At 42.6% G+C, this 23,838-nt stretch carries 20 protein-coding genes; all 20 read right to left on the reverse strand.

Features of this window, described 5'->3' with window-relative positions:
* Positions 1-87 precede the first annotated feature (87 nt).
* Positions 88-4,401, reverse strand: coding sequence for a PolC-type DNA polymerase III (locus CVV77_RS04010; RefSeq protein ID WP_100274699.1), 4,314 nt, complete (start codon positions 4,399-4,401; stop codon positions 88-90).
* A gap of 109 nt (positions 4,402-4,510) precedes the next feature.
* Positions 4,511-6,205 (reverse strand): proline--tRNA ligase, encoded by a 1,695-nt coding sequence (gene proS / locus CVV77_RS04015; protein ID WP_100274700.1) that lies wholly within the window; start codon positions 6,203-6,205, stop codon positions 4,511-4,513.
* Between the two features lie 32 nt (positions 6,206-6,237).
* Positions 6,238-7,506: an RIP metalloprotease RseP gene (gene rseP, locus CVV77_RS04020; RefSeq protein ID WP_100274701.1), complete on the reverse strand. Its 1,269-nt coding sequence runs from the start codon at positions 7,504-7,506 to the stop codon at positions 6,238-6,240.
* A 6-nt stretch (positions 7,507-7,512) separates the two neighbouring features.
* Positions 7,513-8,664 (reverse strand): 1-deoxy-D-xylulose-5-phosphate reductoisomerase, encoded by a 1,152-nt coding sequence (dxr, locus tag CVV77_RS04025; RefSeq protein ID WP_100274702.1) that lies wholly within the window; start codon positions 8,662-8,664, stop codon positions 7,513-7,515.
* A 61-nt stretch (positions 8,665-8,725) separates the two neighbouring features.
* Complete coding sequence (gene cdsA, locus CVV77_RS04030; RefSeq protein ID WP_080010796.1) at positions 8,726-9,535, reverse strand: phosphatidate cytidylyltransferase; 810 nt, start codon at positions 9,533-9,535, stop codon at positions 8,726-8,728.
* Between the two features lie 3 nt (positions 9,536-9,538).
* Entirely contained in the window at positions 9,539-10,321 is a 783-nt protein-coding gene (locus CVV77_RS04035) for an undecaprenyl pyrophosphate synthase (protein ID WP_003238507.1), read from the reverse strand.
* 130 nt (positions 10,322-10,451) lie between these two features.
* Positions 10,452-11,009: a ribosome recycling factor gene (gene frr, locus CVV77_RS04040; RefSeq protein WP_003238508.1), complete on the reverse strand. Its 558-nt coding sequence runs from the start codon at positions 11,007-11,009 to the stop codon at positions 10,452-10,454.
* A 1-nt stretch (position 11,010) separates the two neighbouring features.
* Positions 11,011-11,733: a UMP kinase gene (pyrH, locus tag CVV77_RS04045; RefSeq protein ID WP_003238510.1), complete on the reverse strand. Its 723-nt coding sequence runs from the start codon at positions 11,731-11,733 to the stop codon at positions 11,011-11,013.
* Between the two features lie 145 nt (positions 11,734-11,878).
* Entirely contained in the window at positions 11,879-12,760 is an 882-nt protein-coding gene (gene tsf / locus CVV77_RS04050; protein WP_003238511.1) for a translation elongation factor Ts, read from the reverse strand.
* Between the two features lie 99 nt (positions 12,761-12,859).
* On the reverse strand, positions 12,860-13,600 hold the full coding sequence (gene rpsB, locus CVV77_RS04055; protein WP_003220918.1) for a 30S ribosomal protein S2: 741 nt from the start codon (positions 13,598-13,600) through the stop codon (positions 12,860-12,862).
* Positions 13,601-13,743: 143 nt separating this feature from the next.
* On the reverse strand, positions 13,744-14,247 hold the full coding sequence (locus CVV77_RS04060; protein ID WP_003238512.1) for a hypothetical protein: 504 nt from the start codon (positions 14,245-14,247) through the stop codon (positions 13,744-13,746).
* 28 nt (positions 14,248-14,275) lie between these two features.
* Positions 14,276-15,040, reverse strand: coding sequence for an RNA polymerase sigma-28 factor SigD (gene sigD, locus CVV77_RS04065; RefSeq protein WP_003220911.1), 765 nt, complete (start codon positions 15,038-15,040; stop codon positions 14,276-14,278).
* Positions 15,041-15,062: 22 nt separating this feature from the next.
* Positions 15,063-15,563: a chemoreceptor glutamine deamidase CheD gene (gene cheD, locus CVV77_RS04070; RefSeq protein WP_088110927.1), complete on the reverse strand. Its 501-nt coding sequence runs from the start codon at positions 15,561-15,563 to the stop codon at positions 15,063-15,065.
* Positions 15,560-16,189, reverse strand: coding sequence for a CheY-P phosphatase CheC (gene cheC / locus CVV77_RS04075; RefSeq protein ID WP_019258412.1), 630 nt, complete (start codon positions 16,187-16,189; stop codon positions 15,560-15,562). Before cheC ends, cheD begins: the two co-directional genes overlap by 4 nt.
* Before the next feature lie 18 nt (positions 16,190-16,207).
* Complete coding sequence (gene cheW, locus CVV77_RS04080) at positions 16,208-16,678, reverse strand: chemotaxis protein CheW (protein WP_019258411.1); 471 nt, start codon at positions 16,676-16,678, stop codon at positions 16,208-16,210.
* 21 nt (positions 16,679-16,699) lie between these two features.
* Positions 16,700-18,709 (reverse strand): chemotaxis protein CheA, encoded by a 2,010-nt coding sequence (gene cheA / locus CVV77_RS04085; RefSeq protein ID WP_100274703.1) that lies wholly within the window; start codon positions 18,707-18,709, stop codon positions 16,700-16,702.
* A gap of 5 nt (positions 18,710-18,714) precedes the next feature.
* Complete coding sequence (cheB, locus tag CVV77_RS04090) at positions 18,715-19,785, reverse strand: protein-glutamate O-methylesterase CheB (protein ID WP_084992451.1); 1,071 nt, start codon at positions 19,783-19,785, stop codon at positions 18,715-18,717.
* A gap of 1 nt (position 19,786) precedes the next feature.
* Positions 19,787-20,683 carry a flagellum location/number ATPase FlhG gene (flhG, locus tag CVV77_RS04095; RefSeq protein ID WP_100274704.1) on the reverse strand — a complete coding sequence of 299 codons (897 nt, stop codon included), beginning with the start codon at positions 20,681-20,683 and terminating at the stop codon, positions 19,787-19,789.
* The gene (flhF, locus tag CVV77_RS04100) at positions 20,674-21,774 is read right to left on the reverse strand and encodes a flagellar biosynthesis GTPase FlhF (RefSeq protein ID WP_019258407.1); all 1,101 of its coding nucleotides are present in this window, start codon (positions 21,772-21,774) and stop codon (positions 20,674-20,676) included. Before flhF ends, flhG begins: the two co-directional genes overlap by 10 nt.
* On the reverse strand, positions 21,774-23,807 hold the full coding sequence (flhA, locus tag CVV77_RS04105; RefSeq protein WP_019258406.1) for a flagellar biosynthesis protein FlhA: 2,034 nt from the start codon (positions 23,805-23,807) through the stop codon (positions 21,774-21,776). Before flhA ends, flhF begins: the two co-directional genes overlap by 1 nt.
* Between the last annotated feature and the right edge of the window lie 31 nt (positions 23,808-23,838).

Consider the following 23,838-nt stretch of genomic DNA (forward strand, 5'->3'; position numbering starts at 1 on the left):
ATAACAGAGACTCTAATGTTACGATGGCACTTTTTACGCCTATGTATGCATAGAAGCAGAATTTCCAGAGAAATTCTGCTTTCCATGTTAGAACAGTGACAATTGGTTTTGATCAGGCAGTGATTCCAAGCAGCCATGACGATCTAAATACTCTAGAATCGTTTTTGACACTTTCCCTCTCTTCTGTAAATCTTCTTTCGAGAGGAATTCACCTTCTTCACGAGCCTTTACAATGTTCAGAGCGGCGTTCGTCCCTAATCCAGGAATGGAGTTAAACGGCGGGATAAGACTGTTGCCGTCAATAATAAACTCTGTAGCGCTGGAGCGATATAAATCGACTTTTTGGAATGAATAGCCTCTTTCACACATTTCAAGCGCTAATTCTAAAACAGTCAGAAGGTTTTTTTCCTTCGGTGAAGCATCAAGTCCTTTAGAGTTAATATCCTCCATTACAGCCTTGATTGCTGTAGAACCCTTGATCATTGTATCAATATCAAAATCGTCTGCACGAACGGTAAAATAAGCCGCATAATACAAAAGCGCGTGATGGACTTTAAAGTAAGCAATGCGGACTGCCATTAATACATAAGCTGCGGCGTGGGCTTTCGGGAACATGTATTTAATCTTTTTACAAGAATCAATATACCAGTCTGGGACATTGTTATTTTTCATTTCTTCTTCCCATTCAGGCGTTAATCCTTTTCCTTTACGCACAAATTCCATGATTTTAAAGGCAAGGGACGGCTCAAGGCCCTGATAGATTAAGTAAACCATAATGTCATCACGGCAGCCGATAACCTCACTCAGCTCACAAATATTATTGTGGATGAGCTCTTGCGCATTGCCGAGCCATACATCAGTTCCGTGAGACAAGCCCGAAATCTGAACGAGCTCGGAAAAAGTTGTCGGCTTTGTGTCTTCAAGCATCTGCCGGACAAATCGGGTTCCGAATTCAGGGATTCCAAGAGTGCCCGTTTTACAGCCGATCTGTTCTTCTGTAACACCGAGTGATTCGGTTCCCTGGAAGATCTTCATCACTTCAGGATCATCTGTTGGAATTGTTTTCGGATCAATTCCGCTTAAGTCCTGAAGCATCCGAATGACGGTCGGGTCATCGTGACCGAGAATATCGAGTTTCAACAGGTTGTCATGAATGGAGTGGAAATCAAAATGAGTCGTTTTCCACTCCGAACCCGTGGCATCTGCCGGGAACTGAATTGGTGAAAAATCATAAATATCCATATAATCCGGAACGACAATAATACCCCCAGGGTGCTGTCCAGTCGTCCGTTTTACACCTGTACATCCCTGTACGAGCCGATCTACTTCGGCCCCGCGCATGTGAAGGTTATTGTCTCCGGCATAGCCTTTTACATAACCATAAGCTGTTTTTTCTGCAACAGTGCCTATTGTTCCCGCACGATATACATTGTCTTCTCCGAACAATACTTTTGTGTAATTGTGTGCTTGCGGCTGATATTCCCCCGAGAAGTTCAAATCGATATCAGGTACTTTGTCCCCTTTAAATCCTAAGAACGTTTCAAACGGAATATCATGGCCGTCTTTTTTCAAAGGCGTTCCGCAATGAGGACATGTCTTGTCAGGCAGGTCAAAACCGGAACCGACAGAACCGTCATTAAAGAACTCAGAATGCTGGCATTCAGAACAGACATAGTGCGGCGGCAGTGGGTTCACTTCAGTGATCTCAGTAAGCGTCGCAACTAATGAAGACCCTACGGAACCACGGGAACCTACGAGATACCCGTCATCTAGTGAACGTTTTACAAGTTTGTGAGAGATCAAATAAATAACAGCGAAACCGTGGCCAATGATACTCTTTAATTCTTTTTCAATCCGCGCTTCCACAATTTCAGGCAGCTGTTCGCCGTAAATGCTTCTTGCACGCTGATAGCTCATTTCTCTGATCTCTTCATCAGCGCCTTCGATTTTCGGTGTATACAAATCATCTTTAATTGGCTTGATGTCATCAATTAAAGAAGCAACCTTTTGGGTATTGGTGACAACGATTTCCTTCGCTTTTTCTTCGCCTAAGAAAGAAAATGCTTCAAGCATTTCGTCTGTAGTTCTGAAATGCACTTTCGGCAGTTCATGCCTGTTCAGCGGATTGGCCCCGCCTTGAGAGGATATTAAAATCTTTCTGTAGATTTTATCCTCATCATTCAAGTAATGAACATTTCCCGTAGCAACAACCGGTTTATTAAGCTTTTCACCCAGTTTCGTGATATTCGCAATAATTTCTTTCAGCGACTTTTCATCACGGACCAGCTCAAGCTCTAGCAAGTGACGGTACACTTCAGGCGGCTGAACCTCAAGATAATCATAGAATGACGCGACATCTTCAACCTCTTCAGGCGATTTTTGCATCATCCCTTCAAAAACCTCTCCCCTGTCACAGGCCGAACCGATCAGAAGCCCTTCCCTGTATTTCTCAAGCTGAGATCTCGGAATACGAGGCACTCTGTAAAAATAATGAATATGAGAAAGTGACACAAGCTTAAATAAATTTTTAAGCCCCGTGCTGTTCACAGCAAGTAATGTTGCATGATACGGTCTTGATCTTTGATAAGCGTTGGACTGTCCCATATTTTCATTCAGCTCATCATGGTACTGAATGCCTTTTTCAGCTGCGTCCTTCAGCATTTTCAGGAGCAAATAAGCCGTCGCTTCAGTATCGTATATCGCACGGTGGTGCTGTGTGAGTTCGATATCAAACTTTTTACAGAGTGTATTCAGACGGTGGTTCTTAAATTCCGGATAGAGAAAACGGCCTAGCTCAAGCGTATCAATGACTGGGTTTTTAGCTTTTTCGACTTCAAGAAGCTTTTTATAGGCTACATTTAAGAATCCCATATCAAAGCTCGCATTATGAGCGACAAGGATATCATTGCCGATCCATTCTCTGAAATCTCTTATCACGTCTACGACATCCGGAGCGTCGCGAAGCATATCATCGGTGATGCCAGTAAGCTCTATGATTGTGGCTGAAAGCGGACGATGCGGGTTCGCAAACGCCTCAAATTTATCAATAATTTCTCCGCCTTTTACTTTTACTGCAGCCAGCTCAATAATGGTATCGTATACAGCAGACAGTCCTGTCGTCTCGACGTCAAAAACAACATATGTTTCTTCCTCAAGCAGACGGTGTGCAGCGTTATAAGCAATTGGCACGCCATCATCAACAAGATTCGCCTCCATCCCGTAGATCATTTTAATTCCATGCTTCTTGGCGGCAGAATACGCATCAGGGAAGGATTGAACGACAGCATGGTCAGTCAAAGCAATGGCCTCATGCCCCCATTTTTTTGCCTGTTCGACAAGCTTTCCGATACCCGTCACAGCATCCATTTGGCTCATCGGGGAATGCAGGTGCAATTCCACTCTTTTTTCTCCTTCAGGAGCCGTATCTTCGCGGGTTTTCGCTTTCATTTCATTTACGTCATTTGCGATCATGACGAGATCTCTGACGAAAGTGTCATTTTGAATACTTCCGCGTGCTTTTACCCACATTCCTTTTTTCAGAGACTTCATCAGGGCCGCATCTTCTTTTTCACGTGCAAACATTTTGATTAAAATACTATTTGTGTAGTCTGTAATTTTGAAGATGCATAGCGTGCGCCCGCTTTTCAGCTCTCGGGTCTCCACATCAAACACATAACCCTGAACCGTAATTCTCCGTTCTTCGTCCATGATGCTGTCAAGTGTCCGGATTTCTTCGTTATCTTTAATTTGATAACCGATGACAAGAGGCCCAGATGGCGCTTGATCTTCATCACTTTCTTTGTCTTTCTTCTCCATTTCAATCAGCGCTTGCATGGCCCGCTCTTGGTCTTCAGCAAGCTTTTGTTCCCGAAACTTTTGAACTTCTTGCTCGGATACAAATATTTCGGCATCAAGTTGAAGGTCCGGGAAACCAAATTGACGGTAGCCTGCTTGAATCATGGAACTATATTTGTTCTTAAGTGCAGCAGCTTCCGTATCCGTTTTTGTTTTGACAATCAGTTTATTGCCCTTCAGCTTCGGTTTTTGCTGGTTTAATAGACTGATAATCGGCGGCGAAATGCCTTGCAATTCTTCAATGCAGCGTGACCAGTAGTCTTGTACAAGACTTTCGCTGGCCTCTGCATCTTGCACTTCGATTGATGATGTCACTTTTGCTATGTGGGCAAACGATTGCGTCAGCCTCATTGTTAATGTGTCATATATTTGAAAAGGCAGCAAAGATTTAAATTGAAAATGAAAATGCCAAGACTTTGTCGCTTTGTGTATCGTCAGCTTTTTAATCTCACCATCTTCAAAGTATGTCATGAAGGTATCATCTGTCATATTAATCTGCTGCAGAAGAATTTGAAACTGCCTTCTGTTTACTGATAACTGTTCCATTCAGACAGTATCCCTCCCTAAAAACATCATAAGTGAAGGTACCTCAGGCAATGAGGTACCTTCTATTATTTCTATTTTAACATGTTTTTTTGATAAATCGTTATGGTGATTACTGCTTGCTGATAAAAGCAGATAATTCGTCTACTGAAACCTCAGTTGACTCACCCGTTTGACGGATTTTCACTTCGACAATTCCTTCGTCCGCACGTTTCCCGACAGTGATGCGGATTGGAAGGCCGATTAGATCTGAATCAGCGAATTTTACGCCGGCGCGTTCAGCACGGTCGTCATAGAGCACTTCATAGCCTTCTGCTTTTAAATTGGCATACAGCTTTTCAGCAAGCTCTTTTTGCGAATCGTTTTTCATGTTCAAAGCAAGAATATGAAGATCGTACGGCGCAACGCTTTTTGGCCATATTAATCCTTTTTCGTCGTGATGCTGTTCAGCAATAGCAGAAAGCGTTCTTGACACACCTACTCCGTAACAGCCCATCAGCATTGGCTGCGCGCGTCCGTTTTCGTCTAAGTATGTCGCATTCATCGCTTCTGAGTAGCGTGTTCCGAGTTTAAAGACTTGTCCGACTTCGATTCCTTCCGCAAAGCGGATTGTGCCTTTACCGTCCGGTGAAGGATCACCTTCTTTAATAAATCGAAGATCGGCAAATTCTTTAATTTGCGCATCACGGTTCACGTTGACATTTTGATAATGATGATCTCCTTCATTCGCACCGGCAACAGCATTGCCCATTGCTTTCACAGCATGATCGGCATATACTTCAACATCTTGATTGACACCGACAGGGCCGACAAATCCTGGCTCTGTTCCGAGCTGCTGAATGACCTCTTCATGTGAGGCAAGCTCCACAACTTCTGCATGAAGCAAGTTTTTCACTTTAATATCGTTGACTTCATGGTCGCCTCTTACAAGCACTAAGACAAAACGGTCATCTGCTTTAAACAATACTGACTTAATGCAGGCTTCAGCGGAAACCTGTAAAAACGCAGTCAGTTCTTCGATTGTTTTCACGTTAGGCGTGTGAATTTTCTCTAAAGCTTTAGGCTCTTCATCAGAAGAGACCTCTTGATAAAGAACTTCAGCCATTTCGATATTCGCCGCATACTGTGATTCATCAGAATACGCAATTGTATCCTCTCCAATTGCAGACAGTGCCATAAACTCGTGCGTATCCTTTCCTCCCATTGCGCCTGAATCGGCGATGACAGGTCTTACATTAATGCCGCAGCGGGCAAAAATATTAGAATAGGCCTCGTACATTTTTTGATACGTTTCATCCAGGCTCTCTTCAGATGCATGGAAAGAATACGCATCCTTCATAATAAATTCGCGGCCTCTTAACAAACCAAAGCGAGGACGTTTTTCATCTCTGAACTTAGACTGAATTTGATACAGAGTCAGAGGGAGACGCTTATAGGATTTAACCTCATCGCGAACAAGTGAAGTGATAACTTCCTCATGCGTTGCCCCTAAAGCAAACTCACGGCCATGACGGTCTTTTAGTCTCATCAGTTCAGGACCATACGTATACCATCTGCCTGATTCCTGCCATGTCTCAGCCTGCTGCAATGCGGGCATAAGCATTTCTACGGCATCAATTTTCTCCATTTCTTCACGAACAATCTGCTGAATGTTTTGAATCACCTTATACGCAAGAGGCATATAGCTGTATACCCCGCTCGTATTCTGTCTGATAAATCCTGCTCTCAGAAGAAGCTGATGACTTTTTGCTTCGGCATCAGCTGGAACTTCACGGAGCGTAGGAATAAGCGTCAAGCTTTGTCTCATTTCTTCGCACCTCTGATTGATTTACTTTTCATTTACAAGAACAGCCGCTGGATATCGTTCCATGTGACGACCAGCATAAGAAGCATTAAGAAAGCTACCCCGATAAACACAACAAATGCTTCTTTTTCTCTGTTAATCGGTTTGCCCCGAATCGCTTCAATAAATAGAAATAACAGCCTTCCTCCGTCAAGTGCCGGAATCGGAAGCAAGTTGACAATCCCAAGGTTAATGCTTAAAAACGCAGCAAACTGGAATAAGTTAACTAACCCCGTTTTCGCCACTTGGTCTGTCATATCATATATGCCGACAGGACCTGACAACATATCAAGTTTAAATTGGCCTGTTACTAATTTGCTTAAGTTGGTTAAAATGGCTTTGGTGACATCAACTGTTGATGTCGCGCCGTAAGTAACTGCTGAGAGAACGCCTTTTTCAGTCGGCGCATAGGAACCGAAACGTCCGATTGTCTTTTTGCTCTCATCTTTCACAGCTTCCGGAGTCACTGAAATATGAAGCGTTTTGTTATCTCTTTTTACTGCAACATCCATTTCTTTTTCCGGGTTTTCTTTTACAGCGGAGACAATGTCAGTCCAAGACCTCATTTTCTCACCGTTAATGCTTTGGATGTAATCCCCTTCTTTTAGCCCTGCTTCTGCCGCCCGTCCATTGTCAGTCAGCTGCCCGAGCACAGGCTCATTTGACGGCACGCCTTGAACAAGTCCAAGCATTACTAAAATGACGTAAGCTAAAATAAAGTTCATAATCGGCCCTGCAGCAATCGCTTTAATCCGCTGCCACACAGGTTTGGAACCAAATTGGCGATTATACGGCGCAATCTGTACTTCTTCTCCGTCTACAATGAAAAAGGATGTTTCGCTGACAGTAAAGCTGGAAAGCTCATCCTCTTTCCCCTGTTCATAGCCGGTGATCTTCATGTCATGCTCTAAATCCGCTGTTTCCACTTCAATGACTAAAGCATCCGGGTATTTTTCCTTTTGATTGATGATGACTTTCTCAACTTGATCTTCTTTATTAAAGAGAAGCCCGACCGTGTAACCGGGTTTCACCTCAATCATTTCCGGATCTTCGCCTGCCATACGGACAAATCCGCCGACCGGAAGCAGCCTGATCGTATAAACTGTTTCATTTTTTTTGAAAGAAAAAATTTTTGGACCGAAGCCGATCGCAAATTCACGGCAGAGAATTCCCGCTCTTTGGGCTAGCAATAAATGGCCCAGTTCATGGAAGAAAACGAGCGTTCCGAAAATAATGATAAACGCTATAACTGTATTCACGAACATACCACCTTATGTGAGTATTGAATTGACGTATCCCCGGGTATCTTTGTCCACTTCTTGAATGTCCGCCAGGCTCGGTTTTTTCATTACCTGATGGCGGGATAGTGCCTTTTCGATACAGTCTTCAATAGCCAAAAACGGTATCTTGCCGGCTAAAAAGGCAGCGACAGCTACTTCATTTGCCGCATTTAACACTGTCGGCATTGTTCCTCCTATTTTACCTGATTCAAAAGCAAATTGTAAGCATCGGAACCTGTCAAAATCAGCTTTCTCAAAATGGAGGCTGCCGATTTCCCATAATTCAAGCCTTTTCGCATCTGGTAATGGCAACCGGTCAGGATAAGTGAGCGCATATTGGATTGGAACTCTCATATCCGGAGTTCCGAGCTGTGCGATCACACTTTTGTCATGAAACTCAACCATTGAATGGATGATGCTCTCCTTATGTAAAACTACATCAATTTGTTCATATGGTATATCGAATAGCCAATGTGCCTCGATCACCTCTAATCCCTTATTCATCATTGTAGCCGAATCAATCGTAATTTTTGCACCCATTGACCAATTCGGGTGTTTTAATGCATCCTCAACTGTTACTGATTCGAGCTCCTCCCGCGTCTTGTCCCGAAAGCTTCCGCCGGATGCCGTAATGATGAGGCGTTCAATGTTTTTAGCCTGTTCGCCTTGAAGGGCTTGAAAAATTGCCGAATGCTCACTGTCAACAGGCAGCAGCGGAACATCATATTTCTTAGCATGTTCTTTTACTATATGCCCTGCAGTGACAAGAGTTTCCTTATTTGCAAGCGCAATTGTTTTTTTCTGTTCAATTGCCTTTAACGTCGGGATAAGACCGACGCTTCCGAGCAAGGCGTTGACAACAATGTCAACCTCCTCCATCACTGCTGCTTCTATCAGTCCTTCTTCTCCCAGCCCGATTTGGCATTCAAAAGAAAAAGACATTTGTTTTAATTTATGATATGTATCCAGATCACCGACAGAGACAAACTTCGGCTGAAAGGCCTCAATAATTGGTACGGCCTTATCAATATTTCTGCCAAACGACATAGATACCAGCTGAAATTGATCTTGATGCGTACGCAATACGTCAAGAGTCTGTTCGCCGATTGATCCTGTTGCTCCTAAAAGACAAATATTTTTCAAAGCTGCCACTACTCCTATTCTTTTTGCTGCATGATCAGTCTCATATTCATATTAGACTTTTTTATGAAAAAAGGGCAAGCAGAAAGTACAAGAAAGGCATGACAAACAAGAAACTGTCAAAACGGTCTAATATACCGCCATGCCCGGGAAGAATCTTCCCAGAATCCTTTACATCGTAATGTCTTTTCAAGGCGGATTCCACTAAATCTCCAAGTTGTCCGAAAACAGACAAAAACAGCGTGATCAAAAGCAGATAGATATACGGGATCGGAAGATGTGCAAAAAGCTGAAAAATCGTCGCCAGTACAAGTGCGATGACAATTCCGCCTGCAAATCCTTCCACTGTTTTATTCGGACTGATTTCAGGCCACAGTTTTCGCTTACCAAGCGCTTTCCCGACAAAATATGCACCGGAATCAGTGGACCAAATCACAACACACGCGTAAAAAATGTATGTTAACCCGTATTGGTCAAGATTTCTGATTTCTATAAAATAATGAAAGCACATTCCGATGTAAATTGCTGCAAGCGTAATAAACCCGACTTCATCAAAAGTAAAGGTGTTTTTCACCAACACTGTGTAAGTCAGCAAAAGCAGTACCGCAAACAAAGCGATTTCCATTTTTGATATACCATTCGCTTCAAAAAACGAATACTGGCTTGGCAATAAGAACATCCACAATAATAAAAGACTGATCAAACCCGGCAGTGAAACCAGCTTCAGCTTTTTCATCCGTAAAAGCTCAAAAAGCGCCACACTGCCCATAGCATAAATTAATATGGTGAACGGCAATTTCCCGACAATAACCAAAAATAAAAATACAATTGCTGCCAGAACACCTGTCAAAATTCTTTGTTTCATGTCCACCATCCTCTAAATTCCGCCAAACCTCCGGCCCCTCTGCTGATATTCTGCTAACGCCTGTAAGAAGTGATCTTCTTTAAAGTCAGGCCACAAGACGTCAGTAAAGACAAATTCACTGTAGGCAACCTGCCATAGCATAAAATTGCTCAGTCTAATCTCGCCGCTCGTTCGAATTAAAAGTTCAGGATCCTGCAAAGATTCAGTCATTAAATAATTAGAAAAAAGCGATTCATCAATGTCTTCAATATCCAAAGAGCCTTCCTTCACTTTTTCCGCGAGTGCTTTTGCAGCAGTGACAATTTCAGTACGGCCTCCATAATTGAGAGCAAAATTAAGGATCATTCCGTCGTTTTGCGCCGTATCCTCTACAGCCTTTTCAATCGCACGTAATGTGTGCGCCGGCAAAGCCGTTTCATCTCCTATGATCCGAACCTGTACATTTTCCTCTACAAGCTCTGGAAGATACGTATTTAAAAATTCTTCTGGAAGCTTCATTAAAAAATCGACTTCCATTTTCGGCCTCTTCCAGTTTTCTGTTGAAAATGCATACAATGTCAGTACTTTGACACCTAGTTCGTTCGCAAGCTTCGTTGTCCTTTTTACCACCTTCATTCCTTCATGGTGGCCTGCAATTCGGGGAAGAGAGCGTTTTTTAGCCCAACGGCCATTTCCATCCATGATAATGGCGATGTGTTCGGGAATTTCTCCCTTAAGTATGTCTTCTTTTGTATAACGTTCTAAGTTGGAAGCCGCAGTTTGCTGGTTCTTCCAATTTTTGAGTATGTTGAGCATGAGATTCCTCCGTCACCCAAAAAGGTTGCATTCCCTGCTGATAACCGATGTAATCAACAGTATTAACAAAAAAACCCCCTGTAAACATGAGAGGGTCTTTTCACTATTATCTATTGTACATAGTTTTTCATTAAACTTCCATGATTTCTTTTTCTTTGTCTTTTGTGACACTGTCAATTTTTGACACATATTCATCTGTCAGTTTTTGAACGTCTTCAGTTGAAGCACGCAGTTCATCCTCAGTAATGTCTCCGTTTTTCTCAAGTTTTTTGAGATCATCGTTAGCATCACGGCGAACGTTACGGACAGCTACTTTCGCTTCTTCAGCATATTTTTTCACAACTTTTACTAATTCTTTGCGTCTTTCTTCTGTTAATGCCGGAATCGCAATTCGAATCATGTTGCCGTCACTTGTTGGCGTAAGGCCTAAATCAGCTTTTAAAATCGCTTTTTCGATATCGCCGATTGCTGATTTATCATATGGCGTTACAACGAGCATACGAGCTTCAGGCACGTTAATAGAAGACAGCTGATTTAAAGGTGTCTGTGCTCCGTAATATTCAACCGTTACTTTATCTAATAAAGATGGATTTGCACGGCCTGCACGTACTGTAGCCAATTCGCGCTGATAAGCAGCAATTGCTTTTTCCATTTTTTCTTTTGTTTGAGTTAATACTTCTTTTGACACGTTATTTCCCCCTCACGATCGTTCCGATTGATTCACCGATAACGGCACGTTTGATATTTCCTTCTTCCATAATAGAAAAGACGATAAGCGGAATGTCATTATCCATGCATAAAGATGATGCTGTTGAATCCATGACTTCCAGGCCGTCTTTTAGAACGTCAAGATAAGAAAGTGATTCATACTTAACAGCAGACTCATCTTTTCTAGGATCAGCATTATACACACCGTCAACATTATTTTTCGCCATTAAAATAACGTCTGCTTCAATTTCAGCAGCCCGCAGTGCAGCTGTCGTATCAGTTGAGAAATATGGGTTTCCTGTACCCGCAGCGAAAATAACGACACGTTTTTTCTCTAAGTGGCGTATCGCTTTTCTTCTTATGTACGGTTCAGCAACTTGTCTCATTTCAATGGATGTTTGCACTCTGGACTGGATTCCGAGTGTTTCCAAGCTGTCTTGAAGAGCAAGCGAATTCATAACTGTCGCCAGCATTCCCATATAGTCAGCAGTTGCACGGTCCATGCCCAGGTCACTTCCTGTTTTTCCGCGCCATAAGTTGCCGCCGCCTACTACAACAGCCACTTCGACATCAAGCTCAGCGATTTCTTTCACTTGCTTTGCAATGGATTGAATGACAGTTGGGTTAATTCCGTTACCCTGTTCTCCTGCCAATGCTTCCCCGCTAAGCTTTAATACGATTCGTTTGTATTTTGGTTTTTCCATGATAACCTCCAAGTGTAAACATTGCCGTTTTCTATTATGCAAGAGAAAAAAAGGTTTGTAAATATAGTTTTAAAAATAGGGAACACAAAGTGTGTCCCCTATACTGCCTGAAAAGACGCGACTTGGCCGCGAAATCTTTTCGCCATTATTTTTTCACTTGGTTCATTACTTCTTCAGCAAAGTTTTCTTGACGTTTTTCGATGCCTTCTCCAACCTCATAGCGGACATAAGTTTGAACAGTTGCGTTTTTCGCTGCAACAACTTGTTTTACTTTTTCATCTGGGTTTTTAACGAACGCTTGGTCTAAAAGACAAATTTCTTCGAAGAATTTGTTCAGACGGCCTTCAACCATTTTCGCTACGATGTTTTCAGGTTTGCCTTCTTGAAGGGCTTGCTGAGTTAAGATTTGACGCTCATGGTTTGCTTCTTCTTCAGATACTTGATCACGAGAAATGTAACGAGGGTTAACCGCGGCAACGTGCATTGCGATATCTTTCGCAGTTTCTTCGTCAGTTGTACCGTTCAGAACAGTTAATACGCCGATGCGGCCGCCCATGTGAAGGTAAGCACCGAATGCAGAGTTTTCGTCTTTTGTAAGAACTGTAAAGCGGCGAAGAGTGATTTTCTCACCGATTTTAGCAACTGCGCTTGTGATGTACTCTTCAACAGTAGAGCCGTTTTCCATTTTTTGACCCATTGCTTCTTCAACATCTGCTGGAGTATTTGCAAGAAGGTGATCAGCTAAAGTGTTAAGAAGCTCTTTAAAGCCTTCGTTTTTCGCAACGAAGTCAGTTTCAGAGTTTACTTCTAAAATAACACCTTTGTTGCCGTCAGTTTTAATAAGAGTAGAACCTTCTGCTGCGATACGGTCAGCTTTTTTCGCTGCTTTCGCAATCCCTTTTTCTCTTAAAAGGTCAATTGCTTTGTCCATATCTCCGTCAGTTTCAGTTAACGCTTTTTTACAATCCATCATACCCGCGCCAGTTTTTTCACGCAGTTCTTTTACTTGCTGTGCAGTAATTGCCATTTGTATTCCTCCTTATATGTTAAACAAGAGTATGTATCTTACACATTTTTCTTGAAAAAAGGTGATAAAAGGCAGTCCCTCTTATCACCTTTTGATAGGTTACGCAGTTGTTGTTTCTGTTTCTGGTGCAGTTTCTTCAGCAACTTCCGCTTCTTCTTCGCCTTGCTTCGCTTCTAAGATTGCATCTGCCATTTTAGAAGTTAGAAGTTTAACAGCGCGGATAGCGTCATCGTTCGCTGGGATTACAACATCGATTTCATCTGGATCACAGTTAGTATCTACGATACCGATGATAGGGATGTTTAATTTGCGAGCTTCCGCAACAGCGATGCGCTCTTTGCGAGGATCGATGATGAATAATGCATCAGGAAGATCCTTCATATCTTTAATTCCGCCTAGGAATTTTTCAAGACGCTCTAATTCTTTTTTCAATTGAACGACTTCTTTTTTAGGAAGTACATCAAACGTACCGTTTTCTTGCATTTTTTCAATGTCTTTAAGACGTTTAATACGTTTTTGGATTGTTTCAAAGTTTGTTAATGTACCGCCCAACCAGCGTTGGTTGACATAGTACATGCCAGAGCGCTGAGCTTCTTCTTTAACAGAATCTTGAGCTTGTTTTTTTGTTCCGACGAAAAGGATTTTTCCGCCTTCAGCAGCAAGATTTTTAGTGAAGTTGTAAGCTTCCTCTACTTTTTTGACTGTTTTTTGAAGGTCAATGATGTAGATTCCGTTACGCTCCGTGAAAATGTAACGCTTCATTTTTGGGTTCCAACGGCGTGTTTGGTGACCGAAGTGAACACCAGCTTCAAGCAATTGCTTCATAGAAATGACTGACATGTTATTTCCTCCTAATATAATGGTTTTTTTCCTCCGCTTAGGTCATTTTTGTGCAGAACTGCCGCCTGCAGCACCCTCTGCATAAATCGTTAAGCGTGTGTATTTAACACCAAGACATAATATAACACAGCTTTATCCGACAATCAAGAATCCTTTACACCTTTGGAGCGAAATTTTAAAAATAGCTCGATTTCTGTCTTCCCACTCTTCAGTTTCTGGGCAATTTGACTGGCCGAATACCCCTGCTCATATAATTCTATGACCTGGTCTTCAAATGATTGGACATCGCTGTTTACGCTCTCTTCCTGAAGCTCAACCGCAGTAATCAGACCTTCAATATGTTCAGGAAGATTCTCTTCTTCTTGAACTGCATCCCGCTCTGAATATTTTTCAGAGTGCTGAAGGTCTGGCTTTTTGGTTTCTTCCTCAGTTTGACTTGAAGGTGGACCGGTATTTTCTATCAGTTTCTCATTTTCTTCTTTTAATTCAAGAAGAAATGCCGCCAAGGTGTTTTCCGTCTCTTCAAGTATCTTCTTTTGCTGTTTTTCTGTTTCTTTCACAGCCGCGAGCCTCGTATACAGAATAATGACAGCGTACAAAAGAGCGCCGTGGAGCGTAAAGCTTAAAAGCCATAATAGTGTTGACATGTTTTTCACTCGCTAACCATGAAATTCATTATTGAATCACTTTTTCCAGCAGATTCTTTAATTTAAATAGTGCCTTTGAATGGATCTGTGATATGCGGGACGTAGATAGATTTAATACTTGTCCGATTTCTGTCAATGTCAACTCCTCTTTGTAGAACAAACTGACCACCAGCTGTTCTTTTTCAGAGAGTTCGTGAATTTTTTCAGCAAGCTGTGCAATCAGTTCATCCTTCATAATCTTTTCTTCAGGCGGCACATTTTTGTCATCTCTGATCATGACCTGAATGTTTTCACCGTCATCTTGATCATGGAGCTTTTCATCAATTGACAGCAGATTTGCAAAAAAACCTTCATTCATTGTTGACACTACATCCTGTACCGTCATTCCGAGTTCCTCTGCAATTTCTGCGGGCGATACGTTCCGAAGATAGCGCTGTTCAAGCTTTTCAATTGCTGCTTCAACCTTCTTTGTTTTTTCACGTGAGGTTCTGGGCAGCCAATCTTCTTTACGAAGCCCGTCTATGATTGCGCCGCGAATTCTAAACGAGGCGTAGGTATCAAATTTTAAGTCCCGGCTGGGGTCAAATTTTTCAAGGGCATCATATAAACCAAGCATACCAAGGCTCATAAGATCGTCTTTATGCACTGATTTAGGCAGTCCGACAGAAATTCTGCCTACATGATATGTGACAAGCGGCATGTAACGGCGCATTAAATCGTCACCGGCTTTAGGATCTTTCCACTCTTTCCAGCGCGTCCAAAGCACCTGATCTTCATAATTCAAGGATTGCATTGTTATCCCCCTAATACCTTAATTAAATCGTTTTTTCACCTTGTTTAACAGTTCGAATATGCAGCATGCAGGACTTCGGTTCAAATTCTATCGTCCGGCCGCTTGAGCCGCCTGTATCTTCACTCATAATAGGAATATTATATAAAGACAGCTGTTCTTTTATCGCTAATACATTTCTCGGTCCGATCTTCATCAAATCATTTGTTGATTTAAACTTAAACATTTCTGACCCGCCCGCAAGCTTTGCTTTTAATGCAAATTTCCGGCAACCCGCCTCTACCAGCATATCAATCGTGGTCTTTACGGCGGTGTCAGCATATTTAGCCCGATTGAGTTCGGCAGTTTTAGATAACGTTGAATCCGGCAGCATAACATGGACAAGGCCCGCCGTTTGCTTTTCTTTATCATAAAGCACCAGCCCCACACATGATCCCAAACCAGATGTCCGGATGGTGTCCGGGAAGCGGGCGATCTTCATGTCAGCAATTCCTACCTTTACAACAACAGCCTCAGTTGTACTCATAATGATGCACCCAAGGCGACAAAGAGCTTTTCAAATGAATCATAGTCCGGCAGCATAAACATATGCGCTTTCAGCTCCTGCTGATGGCTTTGGTCAAAAATCGACGTGTCGACAACAATAGCGTGTTCTCCAACCTGGCTGAGCTCCATCAGCCCTTCGCTGATCACAGCGCCGAACATATCCAATGAAACTTCAGGAACACTAGGATAAAGCTGTAGTTTCGTCAAATCCGCCAAGGCCGTTAAATATGATCCTGCTAAAATATTGCCCAGTTCATGCAAAGCGGATGAGCTCATATGGTCTTCACTTAAGTCCTCTATATCAAAATCGGGGTTTCCAATCAGCTCTCTGATAAACTGCTCCGCCTGATAAAAAGGCATTATAAAGAACATCGAACCCGTTAAATCGCCTTCCATTCTTAAAAAGATGCTGGCAACCGGGATATCAGCGCCTCCGAAAAAATCGACAAGCTCATCGAAAGACAGCAGCTTTGCAAACGGGACTTCCATATCTATCTTTCTATTTAACAGCTGGGCCATTGCAGAGGCAGAGTGGCCGGCGCCAATATTGCCGACTTCCCGCAAAATGTCCATCTGCTCTTCTTTGATTCCATTAAAAATACTCATGTCATAACCCCTTTAAGATTAAGCTTGATCGGGCACAGCGGACTGAGATGATTCTTTATCCAAAACCGCGTTCGCATCAATAATATTTAATAGCCTGTTCTCTTGCTTCACAATCTGTTTGATCGACACATCCGTATCTTTCTGGATGCTTTCTGGAGCGGATTCTATTTCACTTTCGTGTACGGTAATCACATCATTGGCTTCATCCACAATCCAGCCGACTTCAATATCGCGATAAGCAATAATGATAATTCGTGTTTCATCCGTAATTTCATACTCTGGCAAATTCAGGCGCTTTCTTAAATCAATAACCGGAGTCACTACTCCGCGCAAATTGATTACCCCGCAAATATATGGTTCGACGCCAGGCACTCTCGTTGGTTTTTGCCATTTTTCAATTGATTTCACCTGAGTGACAGAAATGGCATATTCTTTGCCATTTACCACAAAGACAATCATTTTTTCGCCTGTTTTAATTTCTGCAGTCATGTGAGACACCTCCTCGAATGGTTAAATAATCAGTGCATTACAATCAATAATGAGCGCTACTTCTCCGTCTCCTAAAATAGTAGCTCCGGAAATTGCAAAGACGTTTGTTAAATAATCTCCGAGTGATTTCAGCACAACTTCCTGCTGGCCAATAAAGGAGTCCACCACAAATGCAGTAGGTTTGTCGCCTTTTTTCACGACAATGATATGGAGCTGTTCCGCATCTTGTCTTGAATCTTCTATTTTAAACTCTTCTTTTAAATAAACGACAGGGACAATGTGTCCTCTAAAGTCAATCACTTCACGGTCATGCGTTTGCAAAATGTCTTTTCTATCAATAACTGCTGTTTCAATGATTGAAGAAATCGGAATGGCAAATGTCTCTTCTTCCAATTTAATCAGCAGTACTGAAATAATGGACAATGTAAGCGGAAGCTGGATGCTGAACAAAGAGCCTTGACCTTCTGCAGATTTCACACTGACTGAACCGCCAAGAGACTCCAGTTTATTTTTCACAACGTCAAGTCCGACACCGCGTCCGGAAATATCAGAAATTTGATCAGCAGTTGAGAACCCTGGAGCAAAAATCAATTCGTAAATTTCATTGTCTTCTAAGGTTTCAGCTTCTTTTTCCGTAATGACCCCGCGCTCAAGTGCCTTTTCAAGAATTTTTTTGCGATTAAGGCCTGCACCGTCATCCTCTACTTCGATAAAGACATGGTTGCCGCTGTGATAGGCTTTAAGCACAACTTTTCCTGATTCCGGTTTTCCCTTTTGCAAACGTATTTCCGGCGACTCGATACCATGGTCAATACTGTTTCTGATCAAGTGAACGAGAGGATCTCCGATTTCATCAATTACTGTTCGATCCAGTTCAGTTTCCGCACCGATGATCGAGAGTTCGATTTTTTTATTCAGCTCTTTTTGAAGCTGTCGAATCATTCTCGGGAACCGGTTAAAAACGGTTTCAACCGGAACCATTCTCATATTAAGAATAATCGATTGCAAATCTCCGGAAATTCTCGTCATTCGTTCAACCGTTTCAGTCAATTCATTGTGCTCAAGCTCTTTTGCAATCTGCTCGAGACGCCCGCGGTCAATGACAAGCTCTTCAAATAAGTTCATTAAAGAATCAAGTCTGTCAATGTTGACACGAATTGTTTTAGATCCGCCGTGCTTCGCCTGTTCATCGTTTTTAGCAGGCTGTTTTTGTTTCTCCTGCTTCACAGGTACAGCTGCTGGTGAATCTGCCGGCTTAGATTCTTCCGGCTTTTCTGCTGATGTTAAAGGAGCCCCTTGAATGACTTCAACATGCTCAATTTCTGAAACGCCATTGATCAATTGTTCAATCTCTTCCGCTGATTGATGTGTTAAGAAGCAAACTTGAAAGTCAGTGCCGAAATCTTCGGTTTCAAGCACTTCCGCACTTGGGACTGTTTTCGCTACTTCTCCGACTTCATTAAGCTTTTCAAACACCATATATACACGAACTGCTTTTAACATACAGTTTTCGTTCAGAGAAATCTTGATTTCATATCGTTTGAAGCCTTGCTCCTCCGCTTCTTGTATGACAGTCCGTTCAAATTCGTCATATCCCCAATCAGATGCTGAATTTTCTGTTACTGCAGGTTCCGCAGAGGCAGCCGTTTCAGCGTGCGCACCATTTACATCAAGCTTTGCGCTCACTTCTGAGATATCTCTTTTACCATCCCCGCCGTCAATAATGGACTGAACCATAGCTTCCAGGTGATCCAGGGCTTCAAACAAGATATCCAGCCAGTCTGAGGTAACTGCCATATCTCCGTTTCGGATTGCATCCAGCACGTTTTCAAGCAGGTGGGTTAGATGTGCTAAATCCGTATAGCCCATCGTTGCGCTCATTCCTTTTAATGTATGGGCAGCCCTGAAAATATCATGAACGAGCTGAAGGTCAGTCGGGTCTTTCTCTAAAAGGAGAAGCTTTTCATTACATGTTTGTAAATGTTCTTTACTCTCATCAATAAAGACATCTAAATACTGATTCATATCCATTTGAATCACACCCTCTCTTTTTTCACGCAGCTTGTGATGGATGCTGCGATATCTTCCACATGTTTAATCTCATGGATGAGGCCCGCTTTAACAGCTGCTTTCGGCATCCCATATACGACACAAGATTCTTCAGACTCCGCAATGGCTTTCACATTGCCGGCCGTAAGCATGTCTTTTAGGCCGGCAGTGCCGTCACTGCCCATTCCGGTCATGATGACCGCTACTTTTTCATAGTCTGCCAGTTTACCAACAGAACGGAATAAATAATCGGCTGATGGCTTATGACGGCTTGGCGTATCGAGATTATCAAGAACGATCTGGAGTCCTCCGCTATTTTTGATAACGGATATGTTTTTTCCGCCCGGTGCTATGTAAACACAGCCATTAAGAGCTGTTTCGCCATCTTTTGCTTCTTTTACTTGTATGTCGGATAAATGATTCAGCCGCTCAGCCAAAGAAGCAGTAAAACCTTCAGGCATGTGCTGAACAACAACCACTGGTGCGTTCAAATCCTTAGGAAGCTTCGGTATCACCTTTTGTAACGCCCTTGGACCGCCTGTTGATGTGCCGATGCATACAATTTGTCTGCCTGTGCCGGGTTTCGGTTTGCTTAATTCAGGCTTTCCAGCACGTACTATAGGGTCAGGCCGAACTGCCTGTGAAGCAGGATGTTTCCGCTTGCCGGAAAGTCCAGCCGCGACGACACGCTCAACTAATTGTTCTTTAATTTTGTACAAATCCAGAGATATTGAGCCTGATGGCTTTGTGATAAAGTCAAAGGCACCGATCTCTAAACAATTAATTGTGCACTCTTTTCCTTTCTCGGTCTGGCTTGACACCATGATGACCGGCAAATTATAAATCTCAATGATTTTGCGCAGTGTGTCTGTCCCATTCATGACCGGCATTTCAACATCAAGAGTAACAACATCCGGCTTTAGTAATTTAATTTTCTTAAGCGCTTCTTCTCCGTTTCTCGCAGTTCCGATTACTTCTATCTGCTTTTCCTCGGTTAGAAAATCACTTATCATTTTTCTCATGAAAGCTGAATCATCAACTACAAGCACACGAATCAAATTAAGCCCTCCTCATTAAAAAAGAAGATAACTTCTCAATAAATGTCTGTTTTTCTACTTTGTGTCTTGTTTCTTCTCTTTCAAACAAGGCATCCGCTAAAAGACGGACTGACCGGCTGGCTTTTGCCTGAGGACTTTGTATGAAAAAAGGAACCTGTTCGACAACTGCTTTGCTTACGATCGGATCGTCAGAAACAGAACCTGCAAACTGAACCTGAACATCCAAAAACATATGAATCGTGCGGGAAAGGCGGGTAAAAGCGTTCAGCCCTTCTTTTTGATCACGGCACCGATTGACAGCGACCTTCATTGATAGCTTATTTTCTGTCAAAACCAGGTGCTTGACAGCACTATATGCGTCCATGATGGCCGTAGGTTCGGGAGTTGTTATGATCAAAATATCTTCCGCCGATAAAATAAAAGGCAGCTGATCTTTTGATAAGCCCGCTCCCATGTCAAACAGTACATAATCGAACTGGCTTAACGCATGAGAAAGCTCATTGGCAAAAAACGCCCATTTTCTCTGATCCAGCTGAAATATCACATCAAGACCGGTTCCCCCTGATATGTACCGCAAACCCTTTGGCCCAACAGATAATGACTGCATCAAAGGCTTGCGATCGGTTAATACATCGATAATCGTGGAAGACGATGAATTTCCCATTAATATATCAATGTTCCCCATCCCGATATCAAGATCGATGAGCAGTACCTTCTTACCTTTATCCTGCAACGCAAGAGCCATGTTTAAGGTAATATTGGATTTTCCGACACCGCCCTTGCCGCTGATGACAGCAAGTGTCTTCGCTTTTTGAGAACAAACCATTGGCAGAACACGCTGACGCTTTTCCATTTTCGCCCGTAAAGTTGCTGCTTGGTCAAATCTGTTCATCTGCACAGCATCCTTACAAAATCAAGAGGTGATACAGTCTGTATATCCTCCGGCACATTCTGGCCGTTTGTTATAAATCCGGCACCTATTTTTGATTCTGCCAGTATATTAAATACAGAACCTAAAGAAGAAGTCTCATCTATTTTTGTAAAAATGAACTGATTGACAGGGACAGATGAAAACCGTTTGACAATATGCTTCATATCTTCATATTTTGCAGTCGCGGATAAAACGAGAAATGACTGAATGCTGCTCTCAAAAGGAATCGTCTCTTTCAATTCATCAATGTATTGCTGCTCCTTGAAGTTTCTTCCGGCTGTATCAATAAACACATGATCATACTCAGAAAATAACTCTTTCGCCTGCTGAAATTCTTCTTTTGTATAGCAAACTTCCAGAGGAGCCTGCAGCAGTTCGGCGTATGTTTTCAACTGTTCAACAGCTGCAATACGATACGTATCTGTTGTAATAAAAGCAATTTTTTTCTGTTTTTCAAGCAAAGATATGGCTGCGAGCTTAGCAAGCGTTGTTGTTTTACCAGCCCCTGTTGAACCAAACAGCACGATATACTTTGAATGAATAGGCTCCTGCCACTTGTCTGCTGAAGGCAGCGTATCACATAGTATATCCTGAAGTTTACTGGCCACGTTTTCTTCCGTAAGACCGCCCGCTTCCACAGAGCAGCGCAGCAATTTTTTCAGAGCGCTCGTCTTCGTTGCCTCTTTAATCCCCGTTTCTTGCAAAAGCTTTTCTGCTTTTCGCAGCGGCTCAGGAAGTACAGATTGATAAGCTGAAAAATCAACGGGTTCATGTTGCACCGGAAATTGAGGGGGGTATGTCCTCTCCTCTATTTTCGGACTGCTGACCGGAGTTTTTAATGTTTGTTTCGGCTCAGCTGCCTTCTGAGGCGTTTTTTTCTCAAGAAAGTCTTGATCCAATACGGCAATTACTTCAACAGCAGGCTTGTTGACGAGTCCAAACCATTTTCGCTTTTTAATTTTTTTCGAATTTAAGATGACAGCTTCATTACCCAACTCTTTTCTGATGAGAAGTGCCGCTTCTTGCATTGAAGCAGCAGTAAATTTTTTGATTTTCATTAAATATCCACCACTCCAATGCTTTGTACCTCAACATTCGCCTCAAGTTCGTTATAAGAGAGTACCGGAAGATCAGGGAAGTATCGTTCCAGAAGCTGTTTCACATACATTCTGACAGGCGGCGAGCAAAGAAGAATCGCAGTTTCCTGACGCAATGAGAGCTGTTCAGCTTCTTTAGCGACAGAGCGCACAATACTTTCTGAAATATCTGGTTCAAGCGATAAATAATTCCCGTGTTCCGTTTGCTGTACACCGTCTGCTATTGCCTTTTCTACACGGCCCGAACAAGTAACAACCTTCAACACTTCATTTTCTTTAGCAAACTGGGCTGTAATTTGTTTAGCCAGTGCCTGTCTTGTATACTCTGTCAAAAGATCAGAATCTGTTGTTAATTTTCCATAGTCAGCAAGCGTTTCGAAAATCGTTACTAAGTTTCGGATTGAAACTTTTTCTTTTAAAAGCTTAGCCAGCACCTTCTGAATATCACCAACAGACAACGGATTCGGCGTAACCTCTTCCACAAGGACTGGATACGTTTCTTTCAAGTGATCAATGAGCTGTTTCGTCTCCTGTCTTCCGATCAATTCGTGGGCATACTGCTTAATTTTCTCCGTAATATGGGTTGAAACGACTGAAGCAGGATCGACAACTGTATAACCAAGCATGTCAGCCTCATCCTTTACCGATTCGCCAATCCATTTGGCCGGCAGTCCGAATGACGGCTCCACTGTTTCAATCCCTTCTATGAGATCGTCTTCAGGCGTAGGCGACATCGCTAAATAATGATCAAGGAGCAGCTCGCCTTTTGCTACTTCGTTTCCTTTAATTTTCAATCGGTATTCATTAGGCTGCAGTGCTATATTATCTCTGATGCGCACGACAGGAATGACAAGCCCTAGTTCCAGGGCCAACTGGCGGCGAATCATAACAATTCGGTCTAATAAATCACCGCCTTGATTGGCATCAGCAAGCGGTATCAGACCATAACCAAACTCAAATTCTATCGGATCGATGTGCAGAAGCTGAACAACGCTTTCAGGGCTTTTAAGCTCGTCAACCTCAGCCTCTTCCTCAAGAATCTCATCCACTTCTTCTTTTTCCTTACCTGATTTAGATAGCGTATAAGCACCGAAAGCAAGCAGCCCCGCAAGCGGCCCCGTCAGAAAAATGCCAATCGGAGTGAAAATACCAAGAAGCAGAATCGTAGCTGCTGCGACGTATAAAAGCTTTGGATAAGCAAACAGCTGACCTGTAATGTCATGCCCTAAGTTTCCTTCAGAGGCAGCTCTTGTCACGACAATACCCGTAGCTGTAGAAATTAACAGCGCCGGAATTTGCGAAACAATTCCATCCCCTACAGTCAGCATCGTAAAGTGTGAAGCGGCCTCTTGAATAGACATGCCCTGCTGAAGCATTCCGATAACGATACCGAAAATAATATTGATCATCACAATGATGATTCCGGCAATCGCGTCGCCTTTTACAAATTTACTGGCACCGTCCATTGCTCCATAAAAGTCTGCTTCTCTTGCCACTTTTTCGCGGCGGTGCTTCGCTTCCTGTTCGGTAATCATCCCTGCGTTTAAATCAGCATCAATACTCATCTGCTTCCCGGGCATTGCGTCCAGCGTAAACCTTGCTGCAACCTCAGAAACACGTTCAGCACCTTTCGTAATGACGATAAACTGAATAATAATCAGGATGATAAATACAACAAGTCCAACTAATACATTTCCGCCGACAACGAAATTTCCGAAAGTCTCGACGACTTTTCCTCCTTCACCATGTGAAAGAATTGAACGGGTAGTTGAGACGTTCAAGCCCAAACGAAATAGGGTTAAAAGCAGCAACAGTGACGGAAAAATCGAAAACTGAAGCGCTTCCTGCATATTCATTGTGGTGAGAAGCACGATCAACGCAAGAGAAATATTTATAATGATCAAAATACTTAACAGCCATGGAGGAAATGGAATCACCAGCATCGCCACAATGAGGACCACACTTATTAAAACGGATAAATCTCTTGTTGACATGCTGTTTTTTCTCTCCTTTTAAATCGAAAAG

The organism is Bacillus sp. SN1, assembly GCF_002796895.1.
In the GTDB taxonomy this organism is placed as follows: Bacteria; Bacillota; Bacilli; order Bacillales; family Bacillaceae; genus Bacillus; species Bacillus inaquosorum.